Genomic DNA, 21,433 nt, shown 5'->3' with positions numbered 1-21,433 from the left:
TTTATTTTTTAAGTTTTAATATAATTATAAAATCCATCACATTTGTACCTGTAATACCTGTTACAAAATCATAGTCTAGCGTTCTAAAAAAAGTATTGCTATCGCTATTGTCCAAGTAAGCTTGTGGATTTAATTTTTGTTCTCTTATTTTCTCATATATAACCATATCTACAAAAGCACCTGTAGCATCGGATCTTCCATCTATACCATCACTACCTGCGCATAAAATTGAAATGTTCTCGTTCACACAATCAGTCAGTAACAGCCTCAAAGCTAGTTCCTGATTTCTCCCTCCATAGCCATCTTCTCCTTTAACAACTGTGGTTGTTTCTCCCCCGTACAACAAACAAAAGCTATCATATTTAGTATCGTATGCTTTGATGTCTGCATAAATTTTCTCTAACGCTTCTTCTGAACTACACTCCAAATCTGTCGTTATAATTTCTGTAGCATCTACTTTGGGTAAAATATATCCTTTGGCAGTTTCTAAAGCTATAGTGTTATTTCCTATAACGTGATGATCGAATTTATAGTTGTGCATAGGAGCAGAACCAATAGTGGACAAATCATCTCCTATTACATCACTCAGCACCAAAACCTCTCCTTTGGCTTTAACCAAATTTGCGAGTTTTCCTCCCTTTATTTGTGATATAGATTTTCTTACCGTGTTTAAAGCCTTAATATCTATACCTGAGATTAATAATGAATTGGAAATTTTAGTAAAATCATTTAAGCTTAGACCAGAAATAGGTTTTTCTATCATTGCAGAGGCTCCTCCAGAAAGTAAAAAAATAAAAACATCATTTTCACTCAGCTCTTTAAGGCCGTTAATTAATTTATCAGCAGCTTCTATACTCCTATCTGAAACTAAAGGATGGGTTGAGGTATAATGTTCCAAGTAGGTTAGACTCCCTTTGGATGAGGATACTACAACTCCTCCATTTATTTTGTTACCCAAGATAAGTTCGCATTCCTTAGCCATTGCTAAAGCCGCTTTTCCTACCCCAAACACGTACAACTTAGAATTTCCTGTGATGACATAATCGTTATCAACAATAGTAACTATTTCATCATTAACACTTACGTTGTCTTTTATAAGAGCACTTGCCTTTACCTTGTTTAGCGCTTTGTAATATATTTTTTGTAACTGCTCTTTATACATTTTTTAATATCATTTGATTCCAACCTCTTGCTCCTTTATACTCGGATTTTTGCTCTCGGTTGTTCGTTAAACTTATATATTCCCCTGCATGGTTTTGTATGGCAATAGGTATATCTACACTCTTTAATAGTGGAATATCATTTTCTCCATCCCCTAGCCCAATTGATTTTATTTTTGTTTTAAACAATTTTTCAAAAATAGCCACACATCTTTTTACGGCTTCTCCTTTATCTTGGTCTTCACCTATCATATGGTAAAATCTACCTCCTTTGGTTATTTTTATACCGTTTGCAACAGATTTTTTTTCCAACTGTTCAATCAATGATTCATCATCTATAACAAAAGGCTCGGTAAAATCTCTTTGTTTACAAAATTTAGCGCTATCAACATTTAATCCCGTGTGCTCAGCAACCTGTTCAACGGTCATATCACTAAATCCAAATATGTTGAATTCTGCTTTGCATTCGTTGTAAAAAGCCACTATTTTTTGATAATCAAGTCCTAATTGCAACATATAATAGTCACCAAATTCTTTTAAAAACGAAAAATCTTGAGATTGATATCCTTTAGGGATAAATAAAGCTGCACCATTTTCAACAATAAAAGGTTCTTGAATTCCTACTTTTTTTTGAAGTATTTCTACCTCTGCTCTTGTTTTACTCGTAGTGAAAATTAAAGGTATTTTTTTTTGATTTAAAAGGCTTAGAGCCTCTTTAGATTCGGAGAAAGAATAGTTATCGTGATTTAAAAATGTACCGTCTAAATCGGTAAATACTATGGTGTTTGTTGTCATTAATCTTAGTCATTTATTTAAACAAAAAAGAACAAGTTAACTTTTTGGTTTCTATTTACGCTTAAAAATAAGGGATAATTAGAAAAAACTATATGATAAAAAACAACTATTAAATTGACTTTTGCATACTATGATTCGTTAACCTCTAAGAACATGTAATTTGGTAACCCTAAAATCAATTTAGTTTAAACTTCATTTTCTTTGCTTATAATTTTCACACTATAAAGTTCTTTGTAAAAATGAAGGGTGACTTTATTCGTAAAAACCTTCTACCTATATAATTATAAATGATGATTTTTAATATCTTTATAAGTAATATTGATATCAAATATTTTACCTATGACCATCACACAATTGAAGTACGTTTTAGCCGTTGCTGAGTATAGAAACTTCACCACCGCATCTGAGCATTGTTTTGTTACACAACCTACTTTAAGTATGCAAATTCATAAATTGGAAGAAGAATTAGACGTACAAATATTTAACAGGAACAAAAAACCTATTGAGTTGACGGATGTTGGAATTAAAATTGTTGACCAAGCCAAAACTATTGTAAATGAAAGCAGCAGAATAAGTGATATTGTTGAACAAGAAAAAGGATACATTGGGGGGCAATTTAAAATAGGAATCATTCCTACCATTATGCCTAGTTTACTCCCCCTATTTCTCAAAAGTTTTAATAGAAAATACCCTAAAGTAGAACTTGTTATTAACGAGCTCACCACTGCCGAAATAGTTCAAAAATTAAGTGATGGGCATTTGGATGCAGCCATTGCTGCCACTCCCCTAAACGACAGCAGTATTAAAGAATCTCCAATATACTACGAACCTTTTATAGGTTTGTTAAGCAACAATCATAGACTTTTCCATCAAAAAACTTTAAAACCAGAAGATCTGGATATTGATGATTTATTACTTTTAGAGGATGGACATTGTTTTAAAGAAAGTGTTTTAAACATCTGTAGTTCGTTAAAAACAACCAAGCAGAAAAAGTTTTCTTTACGCAGTGGTAGCTTCAATACTTTAATAAAACTTACTAAAGAAGGAATGGGAATGACTTTGCTTCCTTACCTACATTCGCTAGATTTAAAAGAAGAAGATAAAGAATTAATCAGAGAATTTGACACTCCTCATCCTGCCAGAGAAGTGAGTATTATTTATCATAAATCTGGTTTAAAACTACAAATCATCAACGCTTTAAAAGATGAAATAGCAGCAGTGCTCAGAGGTGTGATTGCTTTTAGCGATGTTGACATTGTTAGTCCTTTAAAATTAAAAAACTAAATATTTAAGAGTTTTTTTGCTAAATTCACATAGAACAACACTATATCATCAATTATATGAAATCCATTACTCGATTATTTGACTTCCCGATGTATCAGTTAGATACCAAGCCTTTGGAGAAAGCTTTTAATACTAAAGCAGATGGAAAATGGATTTCAACTTCTATCCAAGAATACATAGAGCAGTATAACGCTGTTTCTAAAGCCTTGATAAATTTAGGTATCAAAAAAGATGATAAAATAGCCGTTATCTCTTCAACCAACAGAACCGAATGGAATATTTTGGATATGGCTGTTTTGCAAACTGGTGCACAAAATGTGCCTATATATCCTACAATTTCTTCTAATGATTACGAATATATTTTAAACCATTCTAGAGCTATTTACTGTTTTGTTTCTGATGAGGATATTCTAAAAAAAATCAATACTATAAAGCATAACACTCAGTTGATAGAGGTGTATACTTTTGATAAAGTAGCAGGTGTAAAGAATTGGAAAGATTTGCTAAATATAGGAAGAAACTTAAACAATGATAAGGATTTAAACCTAAGAAAAGATACAATTACAACGAACGATTTGGCTACCTTAATCTACACTTCTGGAACTACAGGTAAACCTAAAGGAGTGATGCTAAGTCATCAAAATTTAATTTCTAATACCATAGATAGCTCTCCAAGACTTCCTAAACCTTATGATGGTTTTAAAGCCTTGAGTTTTTTACCTATTTGTCATGTATTTGAACGTATGATACTTTACTTGTACCAATATGGTAGTGTTGAAATCTATTTTGCGGAATCTCTAGAAACAATCAGTAGTGATATTAAGGAGGTAAAACCCAATATAATGACCGCAGTTCCTAGGTTGTACGAAAAAATATACGATAAAATTTATGCTAAAGGAGGGGAACTAAAAGGCCTTAAAAAAGCTCTTTTTTACTGGGCGGTTAAGATAGGGGTTAAATACGAACCTTTTACCAATCAAGGATGGTATTACCAATATCAACTTAAAGTGGCTCGTAAATTAATTTTGAGTAAATGGAAAGAAGCCCTAGGGGGAAATTTGGAAATTTTAGTTTCTGGTAGTGCTGCTTTACAATCTAGAATCTCCAGCATATTTGCTGCTGCCGAAATGCCGATTGTAGAGGGATATGGTTTAACCGAAACTTCGCCTGTAATCGCCGTTAACGACTTTATCAACAAAAAATTTAAAATTGGAACGGTGGGTACTCCACTTCCTAATGTTGAGGTTAAAATTGCCGAAGATGGAGAGATTCTAGTAAAAGGGCCTAACGTGATGCTAGGTTACTATAAAGAATCTGAAAAAACAGACATGGTGATGACTGGCGAGTACTTTCATACGGGAGACATTGGAGAGATTGATGCCGATGGTTTTTTAAAAATTACGGATAGAAAAAAAGAAATTTTTAAAACCTCAGGAGGTAAATACATTGTACCTACTTTGTTAGAAAATGAGTTGAAACTTTCGCGTTTTATAGAACAAATTATTGTGATTGGGGAAGGTGAAAAAATGCCTGCTGCACTAATTCAGTTGAACTTTGACTATGTTTATGATTGGTGTAAAATTAAAGGAATTGAAGGTTTAAATAGCCATCAAGAACTTGTTTCAGACTCAAGAGTTATTGAAAGAATACAACAAGAAGTGTCTTTATGTAACGGAAAATTTGGAAAATGGGAGCAAATTAAAAGATTTGAGTTAACTCCAGACGAGTGGTCTATTGACGGAGGGCATTTAACACCAACTATGAAAATTAAACGAAAAGCCGTAATGGAAATTTACCAAAGCTTGTACAACAAAATATATCCCAAAAATTAAGCTCGTTTTCCGAGTTCTATAATTTCTAATTTCTGAATTTCTGAATCGATAATTTCAAATCTCAACATAGTTCTTATCGCATGAAAACCATGCTTGCCAGCAGCTCCAGGATTCATATGAAGCAAATTCAACTTTTTATCATACTGCACTTTTAGAATATGTGAGTGTCCACTAATAAAAAGCTTAGGTGGATTTACTTTAATTTGCTCTTTAATTCTAACGTTATACCTATTGGGATATCCACCAATATGAGTCATCCAAACATCCACTCCATTTACCATAAATCTATTGTCTAATGGAAATTCAGTTCTAATCTCTGTCCCATCAATATTTCCGTAAACCGCTCTAAGAGGTTTTAGCTTTTTTAAGGTGTCTGTAACTTCAATCTTTCCAATATCTCCAACGTGCCAAACTTCGTCAGCTAGTTTTACGTACTTCAAAATAGCTTCGTCTATATAACTGTGGGTATCGGATAGCAGTAATACTTTCATACTACAAAAATCGATATTTTTTCTGAATATATTCCCCTCCGCTTTGTTTAGTTTATATTGATTGTACCAGTTGAATTCAATACCTTTATCCCACAAAAAAACAAAGCTTTTGAGGTATTTTGCAGAACTATCTTATTTGGGAAAAAACTATCATGGGTGGCAAATTCAACCCAATGCTATTAGCGTTCAAGAGGTTGTTCAAAAGTCACTGTCTGTCATTTTAAGACAACCTATAGAAGTAGTTGCTGCTGGAAGAACGGATGCTGGAGTACACGCTTCTCAAATGTTTATCCATTTTGATATAGATGCAGAACTGGACTCAGATATTTACTGCTACAAACTCAATGCTTTATTGCCTGATGATGTTGTTTTCCACAAAATCATCAAAGTAAAACCTGATGCACATACCAGATTTGATGCTACCCAAAGAAGTTATGAGTATAGAATTTTGTTAGGTCGTAGTCCATTTACCATTGATACGCAATGGCAAATCAATCATTCATTAGACATTTCTTTAATGAATACAGCTGCTCAGCAATTATTATTACACACAGATTTCCAATGTTTTTCTAGATCTAAAACGGATGTGAGGACCTACAACTGTGATATCACAAAAGCTGAATGGGTGCTAAACGAAAATCACTTAACTTTTTATATTTCTGCTGATAGGTTTTTAAGAAATATGGTAAGAGCCATTGTTGGAACGTTAATTGAGGTGGGTAAAGGAAAGCTAGAACCCTATGCTATTGAAAATATTATAGAAAGCAAAAACCGATCTAAGGCTGGTGCTTCTGCCCCCGCTCATGGATTATTTTTAACAGAAATTACTTACCCTAAAAACATCACGAATGGCATCTAACAAAAAAATAAACATATTGGACCTAAAAATTTTTGGTCGGATAATGAGTTATGCCAAGGCATACAAACATCTGTTTGTTTTTACAGGTCTATTTTCTTTGTTATTGGCTAGTGTTTCTGCGCTTAGACCTTATCTAATTATCATGGCAATTGATGATTATGTAAAAACTAAAACCGAAGAAGGCTTTTTATTGTTTGTTATTTTAATTGTTAGCTTATTAGTAGTTGAGGTGTTATTACAGTTCTCTTTTATCTATTTAGCCAATTTGCTAGGACAAAATGTGATTAAAGATATTAGAACAAAACTCTTTAAGCATGTTTTGGGCTTTAACATGGCTTATTTTAACAATTCTTCTGTGGGTAAAATGGTTACGAGAGTTGTTTCTGATGTGGAAACCATTGCTCAGTTTTTTAGCCAAGGTTTGTTTATGATTATCAACGATATTCTAAAGATGTTTATTATAGCTGTTGTGATGGTGTTTATTAACTGGAAACTCGCTATGATTGCTTTTATTGTACTTCCTATTTTAATCTATGCAACTAAAATATTTCAGAAAGCCATTAAAGGAGCTTTTCAAGAAGTAAGAGCACAGGTAGCCAACTTAAATGGTTTTGTACAAGAAAGAGTAACGGGAATGAAAATTGTGCAGTTATTTAACAGAGAAGATATTGAGTACAACAAATTTCAAAAAATCAATCAAAAACACAAAGCTGCACATGTTAAAACTGTTTGGTATTTTTCTATTTTCTACCCTGTTGCAGAGGTTTTGTCTTCTATTGCCATAGGATTATTAGTATGGTTTGGAGGTAAAGAACTGGCGATTGATGGGAATGTTACCCAAGGAGAAATTATTGGTTTTATTTTGATGACAGAGATGTTATTTAGACCCTTAAGGCAAATTGCAGACAAATTTACAACGCTACAAATGGGTATGGTTGCTGGAGATAGAGTTTTTGAAATAATGGATACCGACAGTCACATTGATAATGACGGTACGTTTAAAAAAGATAGTATTAAAGGTGATATTGAATTTGACAACGTAAAGTTTAGTTACATAAAAGATGAAGCCATTTTGAAAGGAATTTCATTCCGTGTAAAACAAGGAGAAACAATAGCCATTGTGGGAGCCACTGGAGCAGGAAAATCTACTATTATCAATTTAATTAACCGATTCTACGAAATGGATAGTGGGGATATTTTGGTAGATGGAACTTCCGTTAAAAACTACGATTTAAATTTTTTAAGAAATGAAATTGCCATTGTACTCCAAGACGTTTTTTTGTTTTCTGATAGTATTAAGAATAACATCAGCTTACAAAATGAACAGATTACCTTAGATGACATAGAACAAGCTGCCGACCAAATAGGTATTAGTGAGTTTATAGAATCTTTACCCAACGGTTTTGAATACAATGTAAAAGAGAGAGGAATTATGTTGTCATCGGGACAAAGACAATTAATTGCTTTTTTAAGAGCCTATGTATCCAACCCGAGTATTTTAATTTTGGATGAAGCTACCTCGTCTATTGATTCACAGTCAGAACAAATGATACAATTTGCCATTGATAAAATTACTAAGGGTAGAACCAGTATTGTCATTGCGCACAGGCTAGCAACCATAAAAAATGCAGACCGAATTATCGTGCTGGACAAAGGAAGAATTGTAGAGCAAGGAAATCATCAAGATTTAATTAATATCTCTGGTGGCTATTATAAAAATTTACACGACAAACAGTTTTCTAATCAAAAAGTAGCTTCTTAACATGAAAAAAATCATCAATACTCAAAACGCACCTAGCCCTGTTGGACCTTATAACCAAGCCGTGTGTGTTAACGGAATTTTATATGCATCTGGTCAAATCGCCATCGACCCAAAAAATAATGAGCTAGTCACCAACAATATTGTTGACGAAACCCACCAAGTAATGAGAAATATAGAAGCCATATTACAAGAAGCTCACATTGATTTTGAAAACGTGATAAAGGCCTCCATTTTTATAGCGAACATGGACGACTTCGCAGAAATCAACAAAGTGTATGCAGGCTACTTTAATGAAGAAAGCGCTCCTGCCAGAGAATGCGTAGAGGTAGCTAGGTTACCTAAAGATGTAAATATTGAAATATCTATCATCGCTCACCTTTAAAATATGTTTAAAAAGCTATTTGTTTTTGTATTCAAATTAATCATTCTACTAGGTATTTTTATAGCAGCATTTGTAGGTTTGGTATATATTGGTGGATTTGGACCCTTACCTAGCAAGCAGGAGTTAACCAAAATAAAACAATCCCAAGCGAGTATTGTTTATTCTGAAGATTCTAAGATAATAGGTAAGTTTTTTACAACCAACAGAACCAACGTTACTTTTGAAAAGCTTCCCAAACACTTAATTGATGCGCTAGTAGCAACGGAAGATAGCCGTTTTTATAACCACAAAGGTATTGACAACATCTCTTTGCTCAGAGTATTGGTGAAAACTATTATTTTAGGAGATAGATCTTCTGGCGGAGGAAGCACACTTTCGCAACAATTGGCAAAAAATTTATTTAAAAGAAAGGATTTTGCTATTCTTTCTATGCCTGTAAACAAAACTAAGGAAGCCATATTGGCTTATCGTTTAGAAAGTATTTATACTAAAGAAGATATACTTACCCTATATTTTAACACAGTCCCATTTGGTGAAAATGTATATGGAATAGAATCTGCCTCACAAAGATTTTATTCTAAGTCAGCCAATCAACTTACCTTAGACGAATCTGCTGTTTTAGTTGGATTGTTAAAAGCCAATTCTTACTACAATCCCAACAGAAATCCAGATCACGCACTGCAACGTAGAAATGTGGTTTTGCAACAAATGCTTAAAGCAGCATTTATTACCAAAGAACAATACTACACTGCTAGCAGAAAAGAGCTATCGGTAAACTATTACAATTTGGTTTCTAAGAACCCTAATGGCTATTTTTTAAATACTGTAAAACAAGAAGCTCAAAACATTTTAAAAAATTACACTAAAGATGATGGGGCTGAGTGGAGTATTGAAAATGACGGTTTGGTAATTAAAACAACTCTCAACTATCAGTTACAAAAATCTGCATTAGAAGCGAGAAAGCAACACTTAGCTAAACTGCAAAAAGCTATGGATTCTTATTGGGCTATTCTAAAAAATCAACCTAGAATAAAAAAAATCGTAAATAATGAATGGATCAAATCTAAGGATTATTTAAGATTAAAAAATAAAGGATATAACAATTCCGAAATTCACCTAAAAGTTAAAGAGCCACAATCCAGACTACTTTTTGATTGGGATGATAATCGAGTAAAAAATATTTCTAAAATAGATTCTATTGCCTATTATATAAAAATGATTCATGCTGCCGTTTACGGTGTTCACACAAAAACAGGAGCTGTTAAAATATATGTTGGTGGAAACAATTATCAGTTCTTACCTTACAACCTTATTAATAGCGAACGTCAAGTGGCTTCTACTTTTAAGCCCATCGTATTTACGGCCGCGTTAGAAAACGGTCAAAAACCTTGCGATTGGATTGACAATGAAGTAAAAACCTACGAACAATACGTTAATTGGACTCCACAGAATTACGACTTGTCTAATGGAGGATACTATAGCATGATGGGTGCGCTTACCAAAAGTATGAATGTACCTACAGTAAAAACGTATTTTGAGGTTGGTCATCAAAAACTTGAAGCAACTGCCCATAAACTAGGTTTGAATCAATCTTTAAAGGACAAACCCTCTGTTGCATTAGGTGTTACCAATTATTCTTTACAACAAATGGTACATGCTTACGTTCCTTTTGCCAATAGAGGCCATCGCGTAACTCCGTACTACATTACATCTATTACAGACCAAAAAGGCAATATTATCTATCAACACAAAAAAGCCGCTATCAAACGCGTAGATATCAGCTCTAAAAATTTGGAGACTATGCAATATTTATTAAAAAATGTTGTAGATAACGGAACTGCTGTAAAACTTAAAACAAAATACAAAGCTAGGGGAGACTGGGCTGGTAAAACAGGTACTTCACAAGACTATAGCGATTCTTGGTTTATCGGATTTAATGCCAATATAGCCATTGGAACTTGGGTGGGTTGTAAATACCCCTCTGTTCACTTACCATCAAGAATCGGGGGAGGTTCCGTAGCAGCGCTTCCTATCGTTGGTGAAATTATTTCTAAAAGCTACGCTTATAAAACCAATCAATTATTATCTACTGGGTTCCCTGCGTTTAACAATAAAGTTATTGAGGACTGTGATTGTGAACTTTACAGAGAAGAAAATACTATTGAAAAAATATTTGATGTTTTCGATGAAGATTCTCTTACCCAAAAGAATACTAGTACTCCTAAAGATAAACCCAAAAAGAAAAGAAGTTTTTTTAAGTGGTTGTTTGGAAAAAAAGATTAATAATTAAACAATAAAATTTTGTGATTTCTACTGATTTGTAATAGTTGATTTCAAACAATTTTAAAACGGACACTCATCAAACAGATAAACAGTTTTCCTCTATATTTTTGATGCATAAACAATTTTCTATTTAGTAATTCTTATAAATAGATAAACTATATCTTATGCTAAAAAAATTACTGATTATATTATTGACTTTAGGTCTAACTGTATTCGTTTTTGTTTTTTCCTTTGTATTGTATGTTCGTCAAGGGGGATATGGAAAAATTCCGACGAGAGATGAATTATCACAAATCAAACATGACCAAGCAAGCGTTGTTTATAGTTCCGATAATCAAATACTAGGTAAATTCTTTGAAAAAAATAGAACCAATATTAAGTATAAAGATTTGCCTAAAAATTTAATTGAATCTTTGATTGCTACCGAAGATGCTCGTTTTTACGAGCATAAAGGTATCGATAGAATTGCGCTGTTAAGAGTGATTTGTAAAACCATCATTTTACGTCAGTCTAATTCTGGTGGAGGAAGTACTATTTCTCAGCAATTAGCAAAGAACTTATATCCTAGACAACGTTATGAGTTTTTGTCTTTGCCTGCCAACAAAATTAAAGAATGTATTTTGGCTAACAGATTGAATGATGTTTATACCAAAGAAGAAATTTTAGCTCTTTATTTTAACACTGTTCCATTTGGCGAAAATGTTTATGGAATAGAATCTGCTGCACAACGTTTCTTTTCTGTTCCTGTGGAAAAATTAACCGTAAACGAATCTGCTGTTTTGGTAGGGCTTCTAAAAGCCAATACTTATTACAATCCTAGAAAAAATCCTGAGAACGCAATTCAAAGGAGAAATACTGTTTTTAACAAACTATTAAAATATAATTATATTGATACTGTCACACACGACTCACTAACTCAAACTCCAATTACTTTAAAGTATAGAAATTTGGATTACCAAAACCCGAATGGATATTTTTTACACATTGTAGAAAATGAAGCTGAGAACATATTAAAGAATCATTTGAAAAATGATCATGATACATGGAACATAAAAAGGGATGGTTTAATTATAGAGACCACTTTAATTTCCGAATTACAACGCAGTGCTTTGGAGGCTAGAAGAAATCACTTAACTAAGCTTCAAAAACACATGAATGAATATTGGGATACTCAATTAAAAAATGAACCACAGGTACAAAGAGTGGTCGCAATAGAATCCCAAAATACCCCAAAATATCGTTCTCTGAAAAGAAAAAAGTACAAAACACAAAGAATTTTACACAGTCTTAAAATTGTAAAAACACGTAACATTTTCACTTGGGAGGATCAAAATCAAGACATTAGTACATTAGATTCTATCAGCCATTATTTAAAAATGGTTAACGCTGCTGTATATGCAATTAATAGTAATACAGGGGCTGTAAATGTATACGTAGGTGGTAATAATTATGACTACATGCCTTACGATTTAACCAAATCAAAAAGACAAGCTGCATCTACCTTTAAACCTATCATTTATGCAGCTGCTATAGAAAAAGGATTAAAGCCTTGCGACTGGATTAGCAATAATAAAGTAACCTATGCAAAATATCAAAATTGGAGCCCATCAAACTACGACCATAAGAGCGGAGGACATTATTCTATGGGGGGAGCATTGGCTAAAAGTGTAAATATTCCAACCATTAAAACTTATTTTAAAGTAGGAGCTACCAATATTCAAAACACAGCGAATGCTTTAGGTCTGACACAAAAAATAAAAAGAGTTCCTTCCAGTGCATTAGGGACTACTACCTATTCTTTACAAGATTTGGTTCATGCTTATGCAACTTTTTCTAACAAAACAAAATACCAAACTCCGCATTTTATTAAAAGTATCAAAACACATAAGGGAGAAACCATTTATACTCACAAAACTGATTTTGCAGATACCATTCCACTATTAGCCAAACAAACTTTGGAAAAAATGCAGTATATGCTAAAAGGAGTGGTGGAAAGAGGAACTGGTGCAAGACTTAAATGGATGTACAATGCTAAGGGTGATTGGGCCGGTAAAACAGGAACTTCACAGTCTTATAGTGATTCTTGGTTTGTAGCTTTTAATAAAAATTTGGTTATTGGTACTTGGGTAGGTTGTAAATATCCAACCATAGGAATGCCATCAAAAGTTAGTGGTGGTTCTAGAGCCGCACTACCGATTATTGGTAATATTCTTTCCAAAGAATATTCAACTCCTGAATTGAACAAAAATTTATCTGCTGGATTCGACGACTTTTCAGAAGAAACTATTGCCGATTGTGATTGTGATTTTTATAGAGAACCGAATATTCTAGATATGTTTGACACAGATTTTAATACAGAAAACTCAAAATATAAAGACATACAACGTTTAGCCTCTTCTTTTGATAATAACAGCATTCAGCGTGATAGTATCCTACAAAACAAACTATCAATCAACGAATAAACTAGTGGATTTATGCTGATTTGATAAGTAGTGTTGCGGTAGCCGGGTTGGTCGCTAAAGGTACATTGTAGACATCACACAAACGCATTAGCATAAAAATGTCTGGCTCATGTGGGTGCTTTTCTAAAGGATCTCTAAAGAAAATTACCATTCCTGTTTTTCCTTCTGCTACCCTAGCAGCTATTTGAGCATCTCCTCCCAAAGGACCTGATAGATATTTATGAACACTTAAACCAGCAGCTTCTACTTTAGTACCCGTCGTTCCTGTAGAAATTAACTGAATTTCTTTATCTTTTAAAAGCTCCTTGTGTTCCATTAAAAACTGAACCATATCTGCTTTTTTTCCATCGTGAGCAATAATTGCTATTTCCATCTGAGTCGTGTTTACAAAGACACAATATATAAATTATCACGCTATAAAATAAACTAAACAATTTTTATCATAGCTTTATTCATTCTTTATGAATACGGTAAAGACTTTATTTTGATAATAAGTTGTATCTCACAAAACCATATAAATAAAAAAACCTCTCACAAGAATGTGAGAGGTTTTTAATATTACACGTGGTGCAACTATTATTTTGATTCTTATAAAGAAGCAGAATATTCAATTAAATCAACAATTTTAGTTGAGTATCCAATTTCGTTATCATACCAAGAAACGATTTTCACGAAGTTATCGTTTAATGCGATACCTGCAGAAGCATCAAATACAGAAGTACGAGTATCTCCAATAAAGTCTTGAGAAACTACAGCATCTTCAGTATAACCTAAAACTCCAGCCATTGCTCCTTCAGAAGCAGATTTCATTGCTTCACAGATTTCAGCGTAAGTTGCTGGCTTTTCTAATTTAACTGTCAAATCAACAACAGAAACATCCATAGTTGGTACACGGAATGCCATTCCTGTTAATTTTCCGTTTAATGCAGGAATTACTTTCCCTACCGCTTTAGCAGCTCCAGTTGAAGAAGGAATGATGTTATGAATTGCAGAACGTCCACCTCTCCAGTCTTTCATAGAAGGACCATCTACTGTTTTTTGAGTTGCAGTTGCAGCGTGAACAGTTGTCATTAATCCTTCAGAAATTCCCCAGTTATCGTTTAATACCTTAGCGATTGGAGATAAACAGTTTGTAGTACAAGAAGCGTTAGAGAAAATAGTTTCGTCAGCTTTTAATTCTGTATTGTTTACACCCATTACGAACATTGGTGCATCTGGAGATGGTGCAGATAAAACAACTTTTTTAGCTCCAGCTTCAAGGTGTCCTTGTGCTTTTTCTTTAGTTAAAAAGAATCCTGTAGATTCGATTACATAATCAGCTCCAATTTCATCCCACTTTAAGTCAGCTGGATTACGCTCAGCAGTAATTCTAATTACGTTTCCGTTTACAACTAAAGAACCGTCTTTTACCTCAACAGTACCATCAAATGCACCGTGAACTGAATCATACTTTAACATGTATGCTAAATATTCTACATCTAATAAATCGTTGATTCCAACAACTTGTACGTTTTCTCTTGCTACTGCAGATCTGAATGCAAATCTACCAATTCTTCCAAATCCGTTAATTCCGATTTTTACCATGATAATTAATTATAATATTTATTAATTTATTTACTTAATTTATGTTTACTAGATGCTTAAAATATCAGCAACTCTTAATAAATTCTTGTTGATGTTATGATGTAACTTTACTGCTTTTTCTAAATCAGTAGAAGTAATTTCGTTGTTATTAATACCCACCATTAAATTAGATTTTCCTTCTAATAGCAAGTCAACGGCTTTTACTCCTAATCGTCCAGCTAGCACTCTATCAAAACAAGACGGAGATCCTCCTCTCTGCATGTGCCCTAATACAGATACACGTACATCATATTCTGGCATGTGTTCTTCAACATAGTCTTTCAGCTCAAAAACTCCTTTTCCAGATTTATCTCCTTCTGCAACCACAACAATACTTGATGTTTTTCCAGATTTTTTACTATTCTCTAAAGACTCTACCAGTCTTTGAATTCCCAAGTTTTCTTCAGGAATTAATATTTCTTCAGCTCCAGCACCAATTCCTGCGTTCAAAGCTATAAATCCAGCATCTCTACCCATTACCTCTACAAAAAACAATCTGTTATGAGAAGAGGCAGTGTCTCTAATTTTATCTATAACCTCAACTACAGTATTTAAGGCTGTGTCGTATCCTAACGTGTATTGAGTTCCGTAGATATCGTTATCTATCGTACCTGGTATTCCAATAACAGGAACGTTGTGTTCTTTGTTAAAAATCATACCTCCTGTAAAAGAACCGTCTCCTCCAATCACCACTAAAGCATCTAATCCGTTTGCTTTAAAGTTTTCGTAAGCTTTCACTCTTCCTTCTGGAGTTCTAAATTCTACCGAACGAGCAGACTGTAAAAAGGTTCCCCCTCTACTTATGGTATTTCGAACACTTCTTGAATCTAAGGGAATTAAATCATTTTCAATTAATCCTTGGTATCCTCTTAGGACTCCCATACATTCAATATTATTGTATATACAAGCTCTTACAACAGCTCTTACCGCAGCATTCATTCCAGGAGAATCTCCTCCAGAGGTCATTACTGCTACCTTATTTACTTTTGTACTCATGTTCTTAATTTATAATCTATAAAATTAATAATATTTAACTTTTGATGTAAAGCGAACTCCTTTATGTACGAAAACGATATAGAGTTTTTCTTTTGTTTTTAAAGCTACAAAGAGCCAAATATAAGACTAATTAAAGTGAGTTTAATAACGTTTAATCATTAAGACCAAAGATATTTAGGGTAAACATTATTTTCTTTTAATTCAGCAATGGCTTTTGTCACTACAGGTTTGTCTTCCGCATAAGTTACACCGTACCATTTGGCATCAGATTTTAAAACTTTTACTACTCCATTACCAGACTGTATTACGTTGTTTACAACTGTAGGAATAAAGAATTCACTTTTTAATTCCGCAGATCTCTCTTGCATAAAACCACTAAAATCATTCTCTAGTGCTTCTAAAAACTTAGGAGTAAACCCCCAAAAGTTCATCGACACGGTGGTGTCTTCTTCCATAGCCACCAATTCACCGTTTTCGTCTTTTCTAAATATTTTGTTATCTATTTTTTCTATGTGTGTTCTTTCTACAACGTCTGTTAATTCATTTGTCTCATTTACGTAACATTGCCCTCTAGACACATACCCGTTTTCTGAGATGGTTTTTTCTAAATTAAAACCTACCATACACATATCGTGAGAATTGCTATCCAATTTTTGTAATTCTCCAATAATAGTTTCAAAAGCTTCTCTACTGTAAAAGTCATCTCCATTAATTACTACAAAATTATCGGTTACAATGCCTTTAGTCACTAATAAAGCATGACCAGTTCCCCAAGGTTTTACTCTTTTAGGATGAATTGGATAACCTGCGGGCACCTTATCTATTTCTTGGCATACATAAGCTACTTCTATTTTTCCTTTTAATTTATCGTCAAAATTTTCTTTGAATTTATCGATAAACTCTTCTCTTACAATAAAAACTACTTTTTTAAAACCAGCATGTATAGCATCGTATAGAGAAAAATCAATAATGGTATCTCCCTCGCTAGACATGGTATCCATTTGTTTCAGTCCTCCGTAACGGCTTCCCATACCGGCAGCTAATACTACCAACGTATATTTTTGCATATCTTTATTTTAATAACCAGCGTAAAAATAATTTTTTTAAAGTAATTAGCTTGTTATGCGTTGATAAATTATGATTAAGAAATTATTTCTTGTCTTTCTTAGGCTTTCTTTTTAGTTTATAAAGCATCTCTCTTAGCGTATTAAAGTTTATTTGATAATTGATACCCAAACCTTGAGTATAACCTTGCTCATCTTGAGAGTATTGAATTTCATTTTGTCTGTTAAAAACTGATGTTCGTAAACTACCATCTTTATTAATTAAAAATTCAATTTTTACTTCACCTATAACTGTAGATTGTGTTTTGGCACCTACTGGTACTCCTAGATTTCCGTTGATTAGAATTCTATCGTTAATTTCTGTAGCGACCCCGATATCTATCTGATTGTCAATAGTCAAATCTTCTACATCAGATGTTTCTCCAGAGGTATAGCCAAAGTTAATCTGCAGCTTGTCGTTACTCTTATTAAAAATATCGGTAACGGCATTTGATATCAACTCGGAAGTAGTGTTTGATATCACATTAGAGGTATTACCTGTGTTATTGTCATCAAAAAATGATTTTGAAACCAACAAAGAAAAGAATTGTCTCATCTTGGCGTTTTCATCAATATTTAACTTGAAATCTAGCTCAGAAGTAACGTTGGAACTTGCATTTGGGATTTCAATCATAAACTCTTGGTTAGAATCGAATAATTCCCCGGATACTTGTGTAATCAAATCAATATCAATTTTTCTGTTGATTGATAAATTTTCTAACAATACTTTGGGGTTTGCCTTCACACTATGAACGGCTTCTATATTTAAATCTGCCTTGTAAGGATCTCCGTTCCAAGATACTCTTCCACCTCTTTTAACAATAAAAGGTTTGTTTACCACTCCTCCATATTTAAAATTGTAAAGACCTTCATCAACAATCAAATCTCCAAACATTTTGATGTTAGAGTAACTGTCTATATCAATAAGCAATCTACCATCTACTCTACCTTGTAGGGAACTTCCCGATGTCTGATCTATCACAACTTCTCCGATGGCATCGTTAGTAATATCTAAATTTAACGTAACACTTACTCCTCCTTGGCTAACCTGTTCCTTATTATTTACAACTCCTTCTGCTTCTTTGGACTGCTTAAAGTATATAAATCTATTTTTCTCTATCTCTTTAATATCACTTATAGGAAGCGTAAATTTTGTCCCTTCTAATGTAGTTCCTGTTACGTTTATACTTAAATTAGAAGTATAACCTTGAATGGTAGCTGACCCTTTCATAAAACCCGTTCCAAAATACTTTGAGTCTTCTTCTTGCTCTGTATCCATCACCAACAGGTTTTCTGTATTCATTCTCAAATTCAAATACCAATTGTTATACCTGTCATAATTAATTTTACCTGATAAGAAACCTTCAGTACCAAATTTGCTATCGGTAAGTTTTATTTTATCAAAAACAAAAGTTTTTCCTGTCAACTTAATTTTAGAGCGGTCTAACAGATTATAGTTTGTGTTTAAGTAGGGAAATTTTAAACCCGAATTGTTTAAAGTGATGTCTCCGTAACTGTTAAAGTTATTTAGTTTACCAGTAACTTTAAATTGACCTCCTGCACTCCCTCTAATAGTAGATAATACATCTCTACCCAAGGGACTCAATGAACTTAATTTTAATTTATTTAATGAAACGCTTAATGAAATATCCGATTCCGAAAAATCATTTTTATCAACTATAATCTCTCCTTGAGCATTGATATTATTGATATCGTTATCAATCATATTAAAACTTATATCATACCCTAATTCTTTCTCATTAGGCTTGATACTAGTTTTCATCAAACCATAACTAACCCCGTTGATCTTTAATTTATTTACTACTAAGTTTCCATTAGGTCTCAGCAATGTGTTTTTCTCTTTAAAAAACACCTCCCCTGTGGCAATACCTCCCACTTTTAGACTATCAACATTAGGTAAGACTTCTGCTAGATTTACATTTTTTAATGCTAATCTCAAATTTTTAGATTGATCTTTTTCTATTTGTCCGTTAAATTCTAACTCTTGATTCCCGTTGACAAACGCAAGGCCATTAAAATTCCAAAATCCCTTTTTATAGTTGTAATGTATTTTGTTTTTCTTTTGAGTATTATTTGTCCAAATGGAATTCAAATATTGCAGATAAACGTTTTCAATCCCTAAGTTTACTTTGTTATTGTTGGTAGTTAAATAAAATACAGCCCTGTTGTTAATTTTGTTGGAGCTAAAATTAGAACGAACAAAAAGGGTATCGTTTAACTTTTTTCCTAATAGAGATAGATCATTATATACTTGTTTTTTATAACTAAATTCTTTTGCTGTAATGTTTGAATTGATCCATTTGTTAGAGTTATCTAAAATAATTTTTAAACTATCAACTTTAATATCTTGGCTCGTTAAGCTAGGAGTGTAACCATAAATAACACCTTTATCCCCTTTAGCATCTAGAATTCCTGATAACTTTATATTGTCTGTAAAAACAACTTTGTTAGTTATTGATTTTATGAGCTTGGGATATACCTCCATTCCAAAAGCTAAGGTTTGGTCTTTTACATCATTTCGTGCTTTCGTTCCAGGTATAAATTTATAGAGAGCATTTACTACCAACTTTTCAAAATCAGCAAATTCAAACTCACCTTCAACATTTAACTTTAATAGTTCTTTAGAAGTTAGCTTGATGTCTTTCCTCAATCCCTCAGACACGAAATTTAATGTCACATCATTAAGATTTAAGGAGTCTGATGCAGTCTCGATATGTAAATTATTCACAAGACCTTTAGCTTTTATATCATCATCCACTTGCTCCAAGTTTAGCTTACCATTGGCCGTGATATTTTTCTGAAAAGATATATTTTTAGGGAATAGTTTTGAGAGTTTTGCCTTGCTCACCATAAAACCAACATCATAAGTTTTTGTACCTTTTAAATCGTTTGCAACACTCAAATCTCCATTGAAGGACAGTAGCGGATCTTTAGAGATAACATTTGCTTTGACATCTTTATTGTTTGCTACTAAACTTACATCTATATTGGAAAACGTATTTTGCTTGTAACCCAACTTTTTTAATAAGATTTTGGTGGTCAAATTGTATTTGTCTTTAGAGACAATACCTTTTACGTCTCCGCTGAAAGTTATCTTTTTTAATCCCTTGAAACGACTGTTTTTCAAAACAATACCCGATGGAACTTTGAACTGTATTTTTCTGTTTTCTGAAGTCAGGTTATCTACGAAACCATTAACCTCTATATTTCCCAAATTGCTAACTGCCTCTCCGTTTAAAACTAGTTTGGTTTTAGAGACGTATAAATCTCCATTATAATTCAGTTGATTTAAACCGTAATATTCTGTTGGCAGGCTTGTATGATATTGTTCAGGAACCAATTGGGTTAAAGCACCTGGTTTTAACTCCAAATTGGCTTTGTTTGCAGAGAGCCAAAAATACTCTCTGTTGTGAATGCTGTTTTTCAATAAAAAATCTCCCACTAAAATTGAAGAATAATCTTTAGCAATTATACTAGTCTTATCCAATTTTAGATTGTTTAATGTTCCCTCTAAATCAGAAGAGATATTGAACAATCCTTCTTTTATGAAATGTGGATAAATTTTGTTTACGTCGCTCAGCGCTAAATCGCTATCCAATATATTTGCTCTTAGTTTTACGGCATCTATAAAATTTGCATAACCTTTATCTGGAGATATAAACTTGAGATTAAAGCTGAGATTGGAATTTTGTGTGGTAAGACTAGTATTCCTAAAATTCATTTCACTTAAAGAATACAAAAAATCCGTTTTCAATTTTTTGTAATCAATTCCGTAAATATCTTTAAAACTCAAGGAATCTGTTTTAACGAACGTGGCTAGTCCTATAACATCTACTAGGTCTATATGGCCTCCAATATGGCTAAAATCAACAATAGGTTTACTTTGCAAAGTCTTTAAATACCTAAGCTGATTCAGCTCAATATTTGTCAATAAAATTCTTAGCGCTTTATTACTTTTCTTTTTAGGTTTGAAACTGTTAGAAAAAACAGTCAAACTACTCTCGTTTTCTTGTGCATAAGTTTTGTCGTTCACCCAAGCATCAGAAATCTTTACCTTTTCAATAGATATCTCTTTATTTTTAATTTTATGCAAATCAAAAATAATTCCTTCAGCTTTTTTGGCATACACCAAAGTGTCTAAGTGATGATCTCTCACCAACAAACCCAGCATTTCAAATTCTCCAAAAGCTGTAATTTTAAATTGTTGTACTTCTAGAGAAACCTTGTATTTTTCATTTAAATAATCAAAGATATTATCAGCAATTATTTTTTGAGTTTTTCCAAACTGCAAAGCAAATATGAGCAAGAGCAACAGTACAACCGATGCTAGTAAAAATCTACTTAGTATTTTTATTATTGTTTTTATAAGTCCTAAATTTG

The 21,433-nt window shown here is 32.9% G+C and carries 15 protein-coding genes; 7 read left to right on the top strand and 8 right to left on the bottom strand.

The features are described from left to right. Window position 1: 1 nt before the first annotated feature. Both ACXGQW_RS09255 and ACXGQW_RS09250 read right to left on the bottom strand, forming a co-directional pair. Entirely contained in the window at window positions 2-1,162 is a 1,161-nt protein-coding gene (locus ACXGQW_RS09255; RefSeq protein ID WP_457822205.1) for a glycerate kinase type-2 family protein, read from the bottom strand. Beyond that, window positions 1,155-1,955 carry an HAD-IIB family hydrolase gene (locus ACXGQW_RS09250; protein ID WP_457822203.1) on the bottom strand — a complete coding sequence of 267 codons (801 nt, stop codon included), beginning with the start codon at window positions 1,953-1,955 and terminating at the stop codon, window positions 1,155-1,157. The genes ACXGQW_RS09255 and ACXGQW_RS09250 overlap by 8 nt, the downstream gene beginning before the upstream one ends. Before the next feature lie 339 nt (window positions 1,956-2,294). On the opposite strand from ACXGQW_RS09250, the gene ACXGQW_RS09245 reads away from it, so the two are divergent. Together ACXGQW_RS09245 and ACXGQW_RS09240 are read left to right on the top strand one after the other, a co-directional pair. Further along, a complete protein-coding gene (locus tag ACXGQW_RS09245; RefSeq protein ID WP_457822201.1) occupies window positions 2,295-3,239 on the top strand; it encodes a LysR family transcriptional regulator in 945 nt (314 codons plus the stop codon). A gap of 56 nt (window positions 3,240-3,295) precedes the next feature. Beyond that, window positions 3,296-5,071: an AMP-dependent synthetase/ligase gene (locus tag ACXGQW_RS09240; protein ID WP_457822199.1), complete on the top strand. Its 1,776-nt coding sequence runs from the start codon at window positions 3,296-3,298 to the stop codon at window positions 5,069-5,071. Here the strand turns inward: ACXGQW_RS09240 and ACXGQW_RS09235 are convergent. Beyond that, the gene (locus tag ACXGQW_RS09235; protein WP_457822197.1) at window positions 5,068-5,562 is read right to left on the bottom strand and encodes a metallophosphoesterase family protein; all 495 of its coding nucleotides are present in this window, start codon (window positions 5,560-5,562) and stop codon (window positions 5,068-5,070) included. The genes ACXGQW_RS09240 and ACXGQW_RS09235 overlap by 4 nt on opposite strands. A 109-nt stretch (window positions 5,563-5,671) precedes the next feature. Between ACXGQW_RS09235 and truA the strand changes: the two genes are divergently transcribed. The 5 genes from truA to ACXGQW_RS09210 all read left to right on the top strand — a co-directional run bounded on the left by truA (window position 5,672) and on the right by ACXGQW_RS09210 (window position 13,310). Beyond that, window positions 5,672-6,421: a tRNA pseudouridine(38-40) synthase TruA gene (truA, locus tag ACXGQW_RS09230; RefSeq protein ID WP_457822195.1), complete on the top strand. Its 750-nt coding sequence runs from the start codon at window positions 5,672-5,674 to the stop codon at window positions 6,419-6,421. Beyond that, window positions 6,411-8,183: an ABC transporter ATP-binding protein gene (locus ACXGQW_RS09225; RefSeq protein ID WP_457822194.1), complete on the top strand. Its 1,773-nt coding sequence runs from the start codon at window positions 6,411-6,413 to the stop codon at window positions 8,181-8,183. Before truA ends, ACXGQW_RS09225 begins: the two co-directional genes overlap by 11 nt. A 1-nt stretch (window position 8,184) precedes the next feature. After that, window positions 8,185-8,565, top strand: coding sequence for a RidA family protein (locus tag ACXGQW_RS09220; RefSeq protein WP_457822192.1), 381 nt, complete (start codon window positions 8,185-8,187; stop codon window positions 8,563-8,565). 3 nt (window positions 8,566-8,568) lie between these two features. Then, the gene (locus ACXGQW_RS09215) at window positions 8,569-10,848 is read left to right on the top strand and encodes a transglycosylase domain-containing protein (RefSeq protein ID WP_457822190.1); all 2,280 of its coding nucleotides are present in this window, start codon (window positions 8,569-8,571) and stop codon (window positions 10,846-10,848) included. A gap of 164 nt (window positions 10,849-11,012) precedes the next feature. Beyond that, the gene (locus ACXGQW_RS09210) at window positions 11,013-13,310 is read left to right on the top strand and encodes a transglycosylase domain-containing protein (protein ID WP_457822188.1); all 2,298 of its coding nucleotides are present in this window, start codon (window positions 11,013-11,015) and stop codon (window positions 13,308-13,310) included. Window positions 13,311-13,320: 10 nt separating this feature from the next. On the opposite strand, the gene ACXGQW_RS09205 is transcribed toward ACXGQW_RS09210, so the two are convergent. The 5 genes from ACXGQW_RS09205 to ACXGQW_RS09185 form a co-directional block, all read right to left on the bottom strand. Then, the gene (locus ACXGQW_RS09205; RefSeq protein ID WP_457822186.1) at window positions 13,321-13,683 is read right to left on the bottom strand and encodes a methylglyoxal synthase; all 363 of its coding nucleotides are present in this window, start codon (window positions 13,681-13,683) and stop codon (window positions 13,321-13,323) included. A 215-nt stretch (window positions 13,684-13,898) separates the two neighbouring features. Continuing rightward, entirely contained in the window at window positions 13,899-14,894 is a 996-nt protein-coding gene (gene gap, locus ACXGQW_RS09200; RefSeq protein ID WP_457822185.1) for a type I glyceraldehyde-3-phosphate dehydrogenase, read from the bottom strand. Window positions 14,895-14,942: 48 nt separating this feature from the next. After that, window positions 14,943-15,929 carry a 6-phosphofructokinase gene (gene pfkA, locus ACXGQW_RS09195; protein ID WP_457822183.1) on the bottom strand — a complete coding sequence of 329 codons (987 nt, stop codon included), beginning with the start codon at window positions 15,927-15,929 and terminating at the stop codon, window positions 14,943-14,945. 158 nt (window positions 15,930-16,087) lie between these two features. Next, window positions 16,088-16,996, bottom strand: coding sequence for a sugar phosphate nucleotidyltransferase (locus ACXGQW_RS09190; protein ID WP_457822181.1), 909 nt, complete (start codon window positions 16,994-16,996; stop codon window positions 16,088-16,090). An 82-nt stretch (window positions 16,997-17,078) separates the two neighbouring features. Continuing rightward, window positions 17,079-21,344, bottom strand: a complete 4,266-nt coding sequence (locus ACXGQW_RS09185; RefSeq protein ID WP_457822179.1) for a translocation/assembly module TamB domain-containing protein — start codon at window positions 21,342-21,344, stop codon at window positions 17,079-17,081. Between the last annotated feature and the right edge of the window lie 89 nt (window positions 21,345-21,433).

This window comes from Wenyingzhuangia sp. IMCC45533, from assembly GCF_054111225.1.
The sequence above is the reverse complement of the archived record's forward strand: the minus strand, read 5'-3'. Positions and strand labels throughout refer to the sequence as shown.

What these genes read in the sequence shown, in the direction of transcription:
- ACXGQW_RS09255 (WP_457822205.1), bottom strand. Translation starts at nt 1,162, where the DNA reads ATGTATAAAGAGCAGTTACAAAAAATATATTACAAAGCGCTAAACAAG.
- ACXGQW_RS09250 (WP_457822203.1), bottom strand. Translation starts at nt 1,955, where the DNA reads ATGACAACAAACACCATAGTATTTACCGATTTAGACGGTACATTTTTA.
- ACXGQW_RS09245 (WP_457822201.1), top strand. Translation starts at nt 2,295, where the DNA reads ATGACCATCACACAATTGAAGTACGTTTTAGCCGTTGCTGAGTATAGA.
- ACXGQW_RS09240 (WP_457822199.1), top strand. Translation starts at nt 3,296, where the DNA reads ATGAAATCCATTACTCGATTATTTGACTTCCCGATGTATCAGTTAGAT.
- ACXGQW_RS09235 (WP_457822197.1), bottom strand. Translation starts at nt 5,562, where the DNA reads ATGAAAGTATTACTGCTATCCGATACCCACAGTTATATAGACGAAGCT.
- ACXGQW_RS09225 (WP_457822194.1), top strand. Translation starts at nt 6,411, where the DNA reads ATGGCATCTAACAAAAAAATAAACATATTGGACCTAAAAATTTTTGGT.
- ACXGQW_RS09220 (WP_457822192.1), top strand. Translation starts at nt 8,185, where the DNA reads ATGAAAAAAATCATCAATACTCAAAACGCACCTAGCCCTGTTGGACCT.
- ACXGQW_RS09215 (WP_457822190.1), top strand. Translation starts at nt 8,569, where the DNA reads ATGTTTAAAAAGCTATTTGTTTTTGTATTCAAATTAATCATTCTACTA.
- ACXGQW_RS09210 (WP_457822188.1), top strand. Translation starts at nt 11,013, where the DNA reads ATGCTAAAAAAATTACTGATTATATTATTGACTTTAGGTCTAACTGTA.
- ACXGQW_RS09205 (WP_457822186.1), bottom strand. Translation starts at nt 13,683, where the DNA reads ATGGAAATAGCAATTATTGCTCACGATGGAAAAAAAGCAGATATGGTT.
- gap (WP_457822185.1), bottom strand. Translation starts at nt 14,894, where the DNA reads ATGGTAAAAATCGGAATTAACGGATTTGGAAGAATTGGTAGATTTGCA.
- pfkA (WP_457822183.1), bottom strand. Translation starts at nt 15,929, where the DNA reads ATGAGTACAAAAGTAAATAAGGTAGCAGTAATGACCTCTGGAGGAGAT.
- ACXGQW_RS09190 (WP_457822181.1), bottom strand. Translation starts at nt 16,996, where the DNA reads ATGCAAAAATATACGTTGGTAGTATTAGCTGCCGGTATGGGAAGCCGT.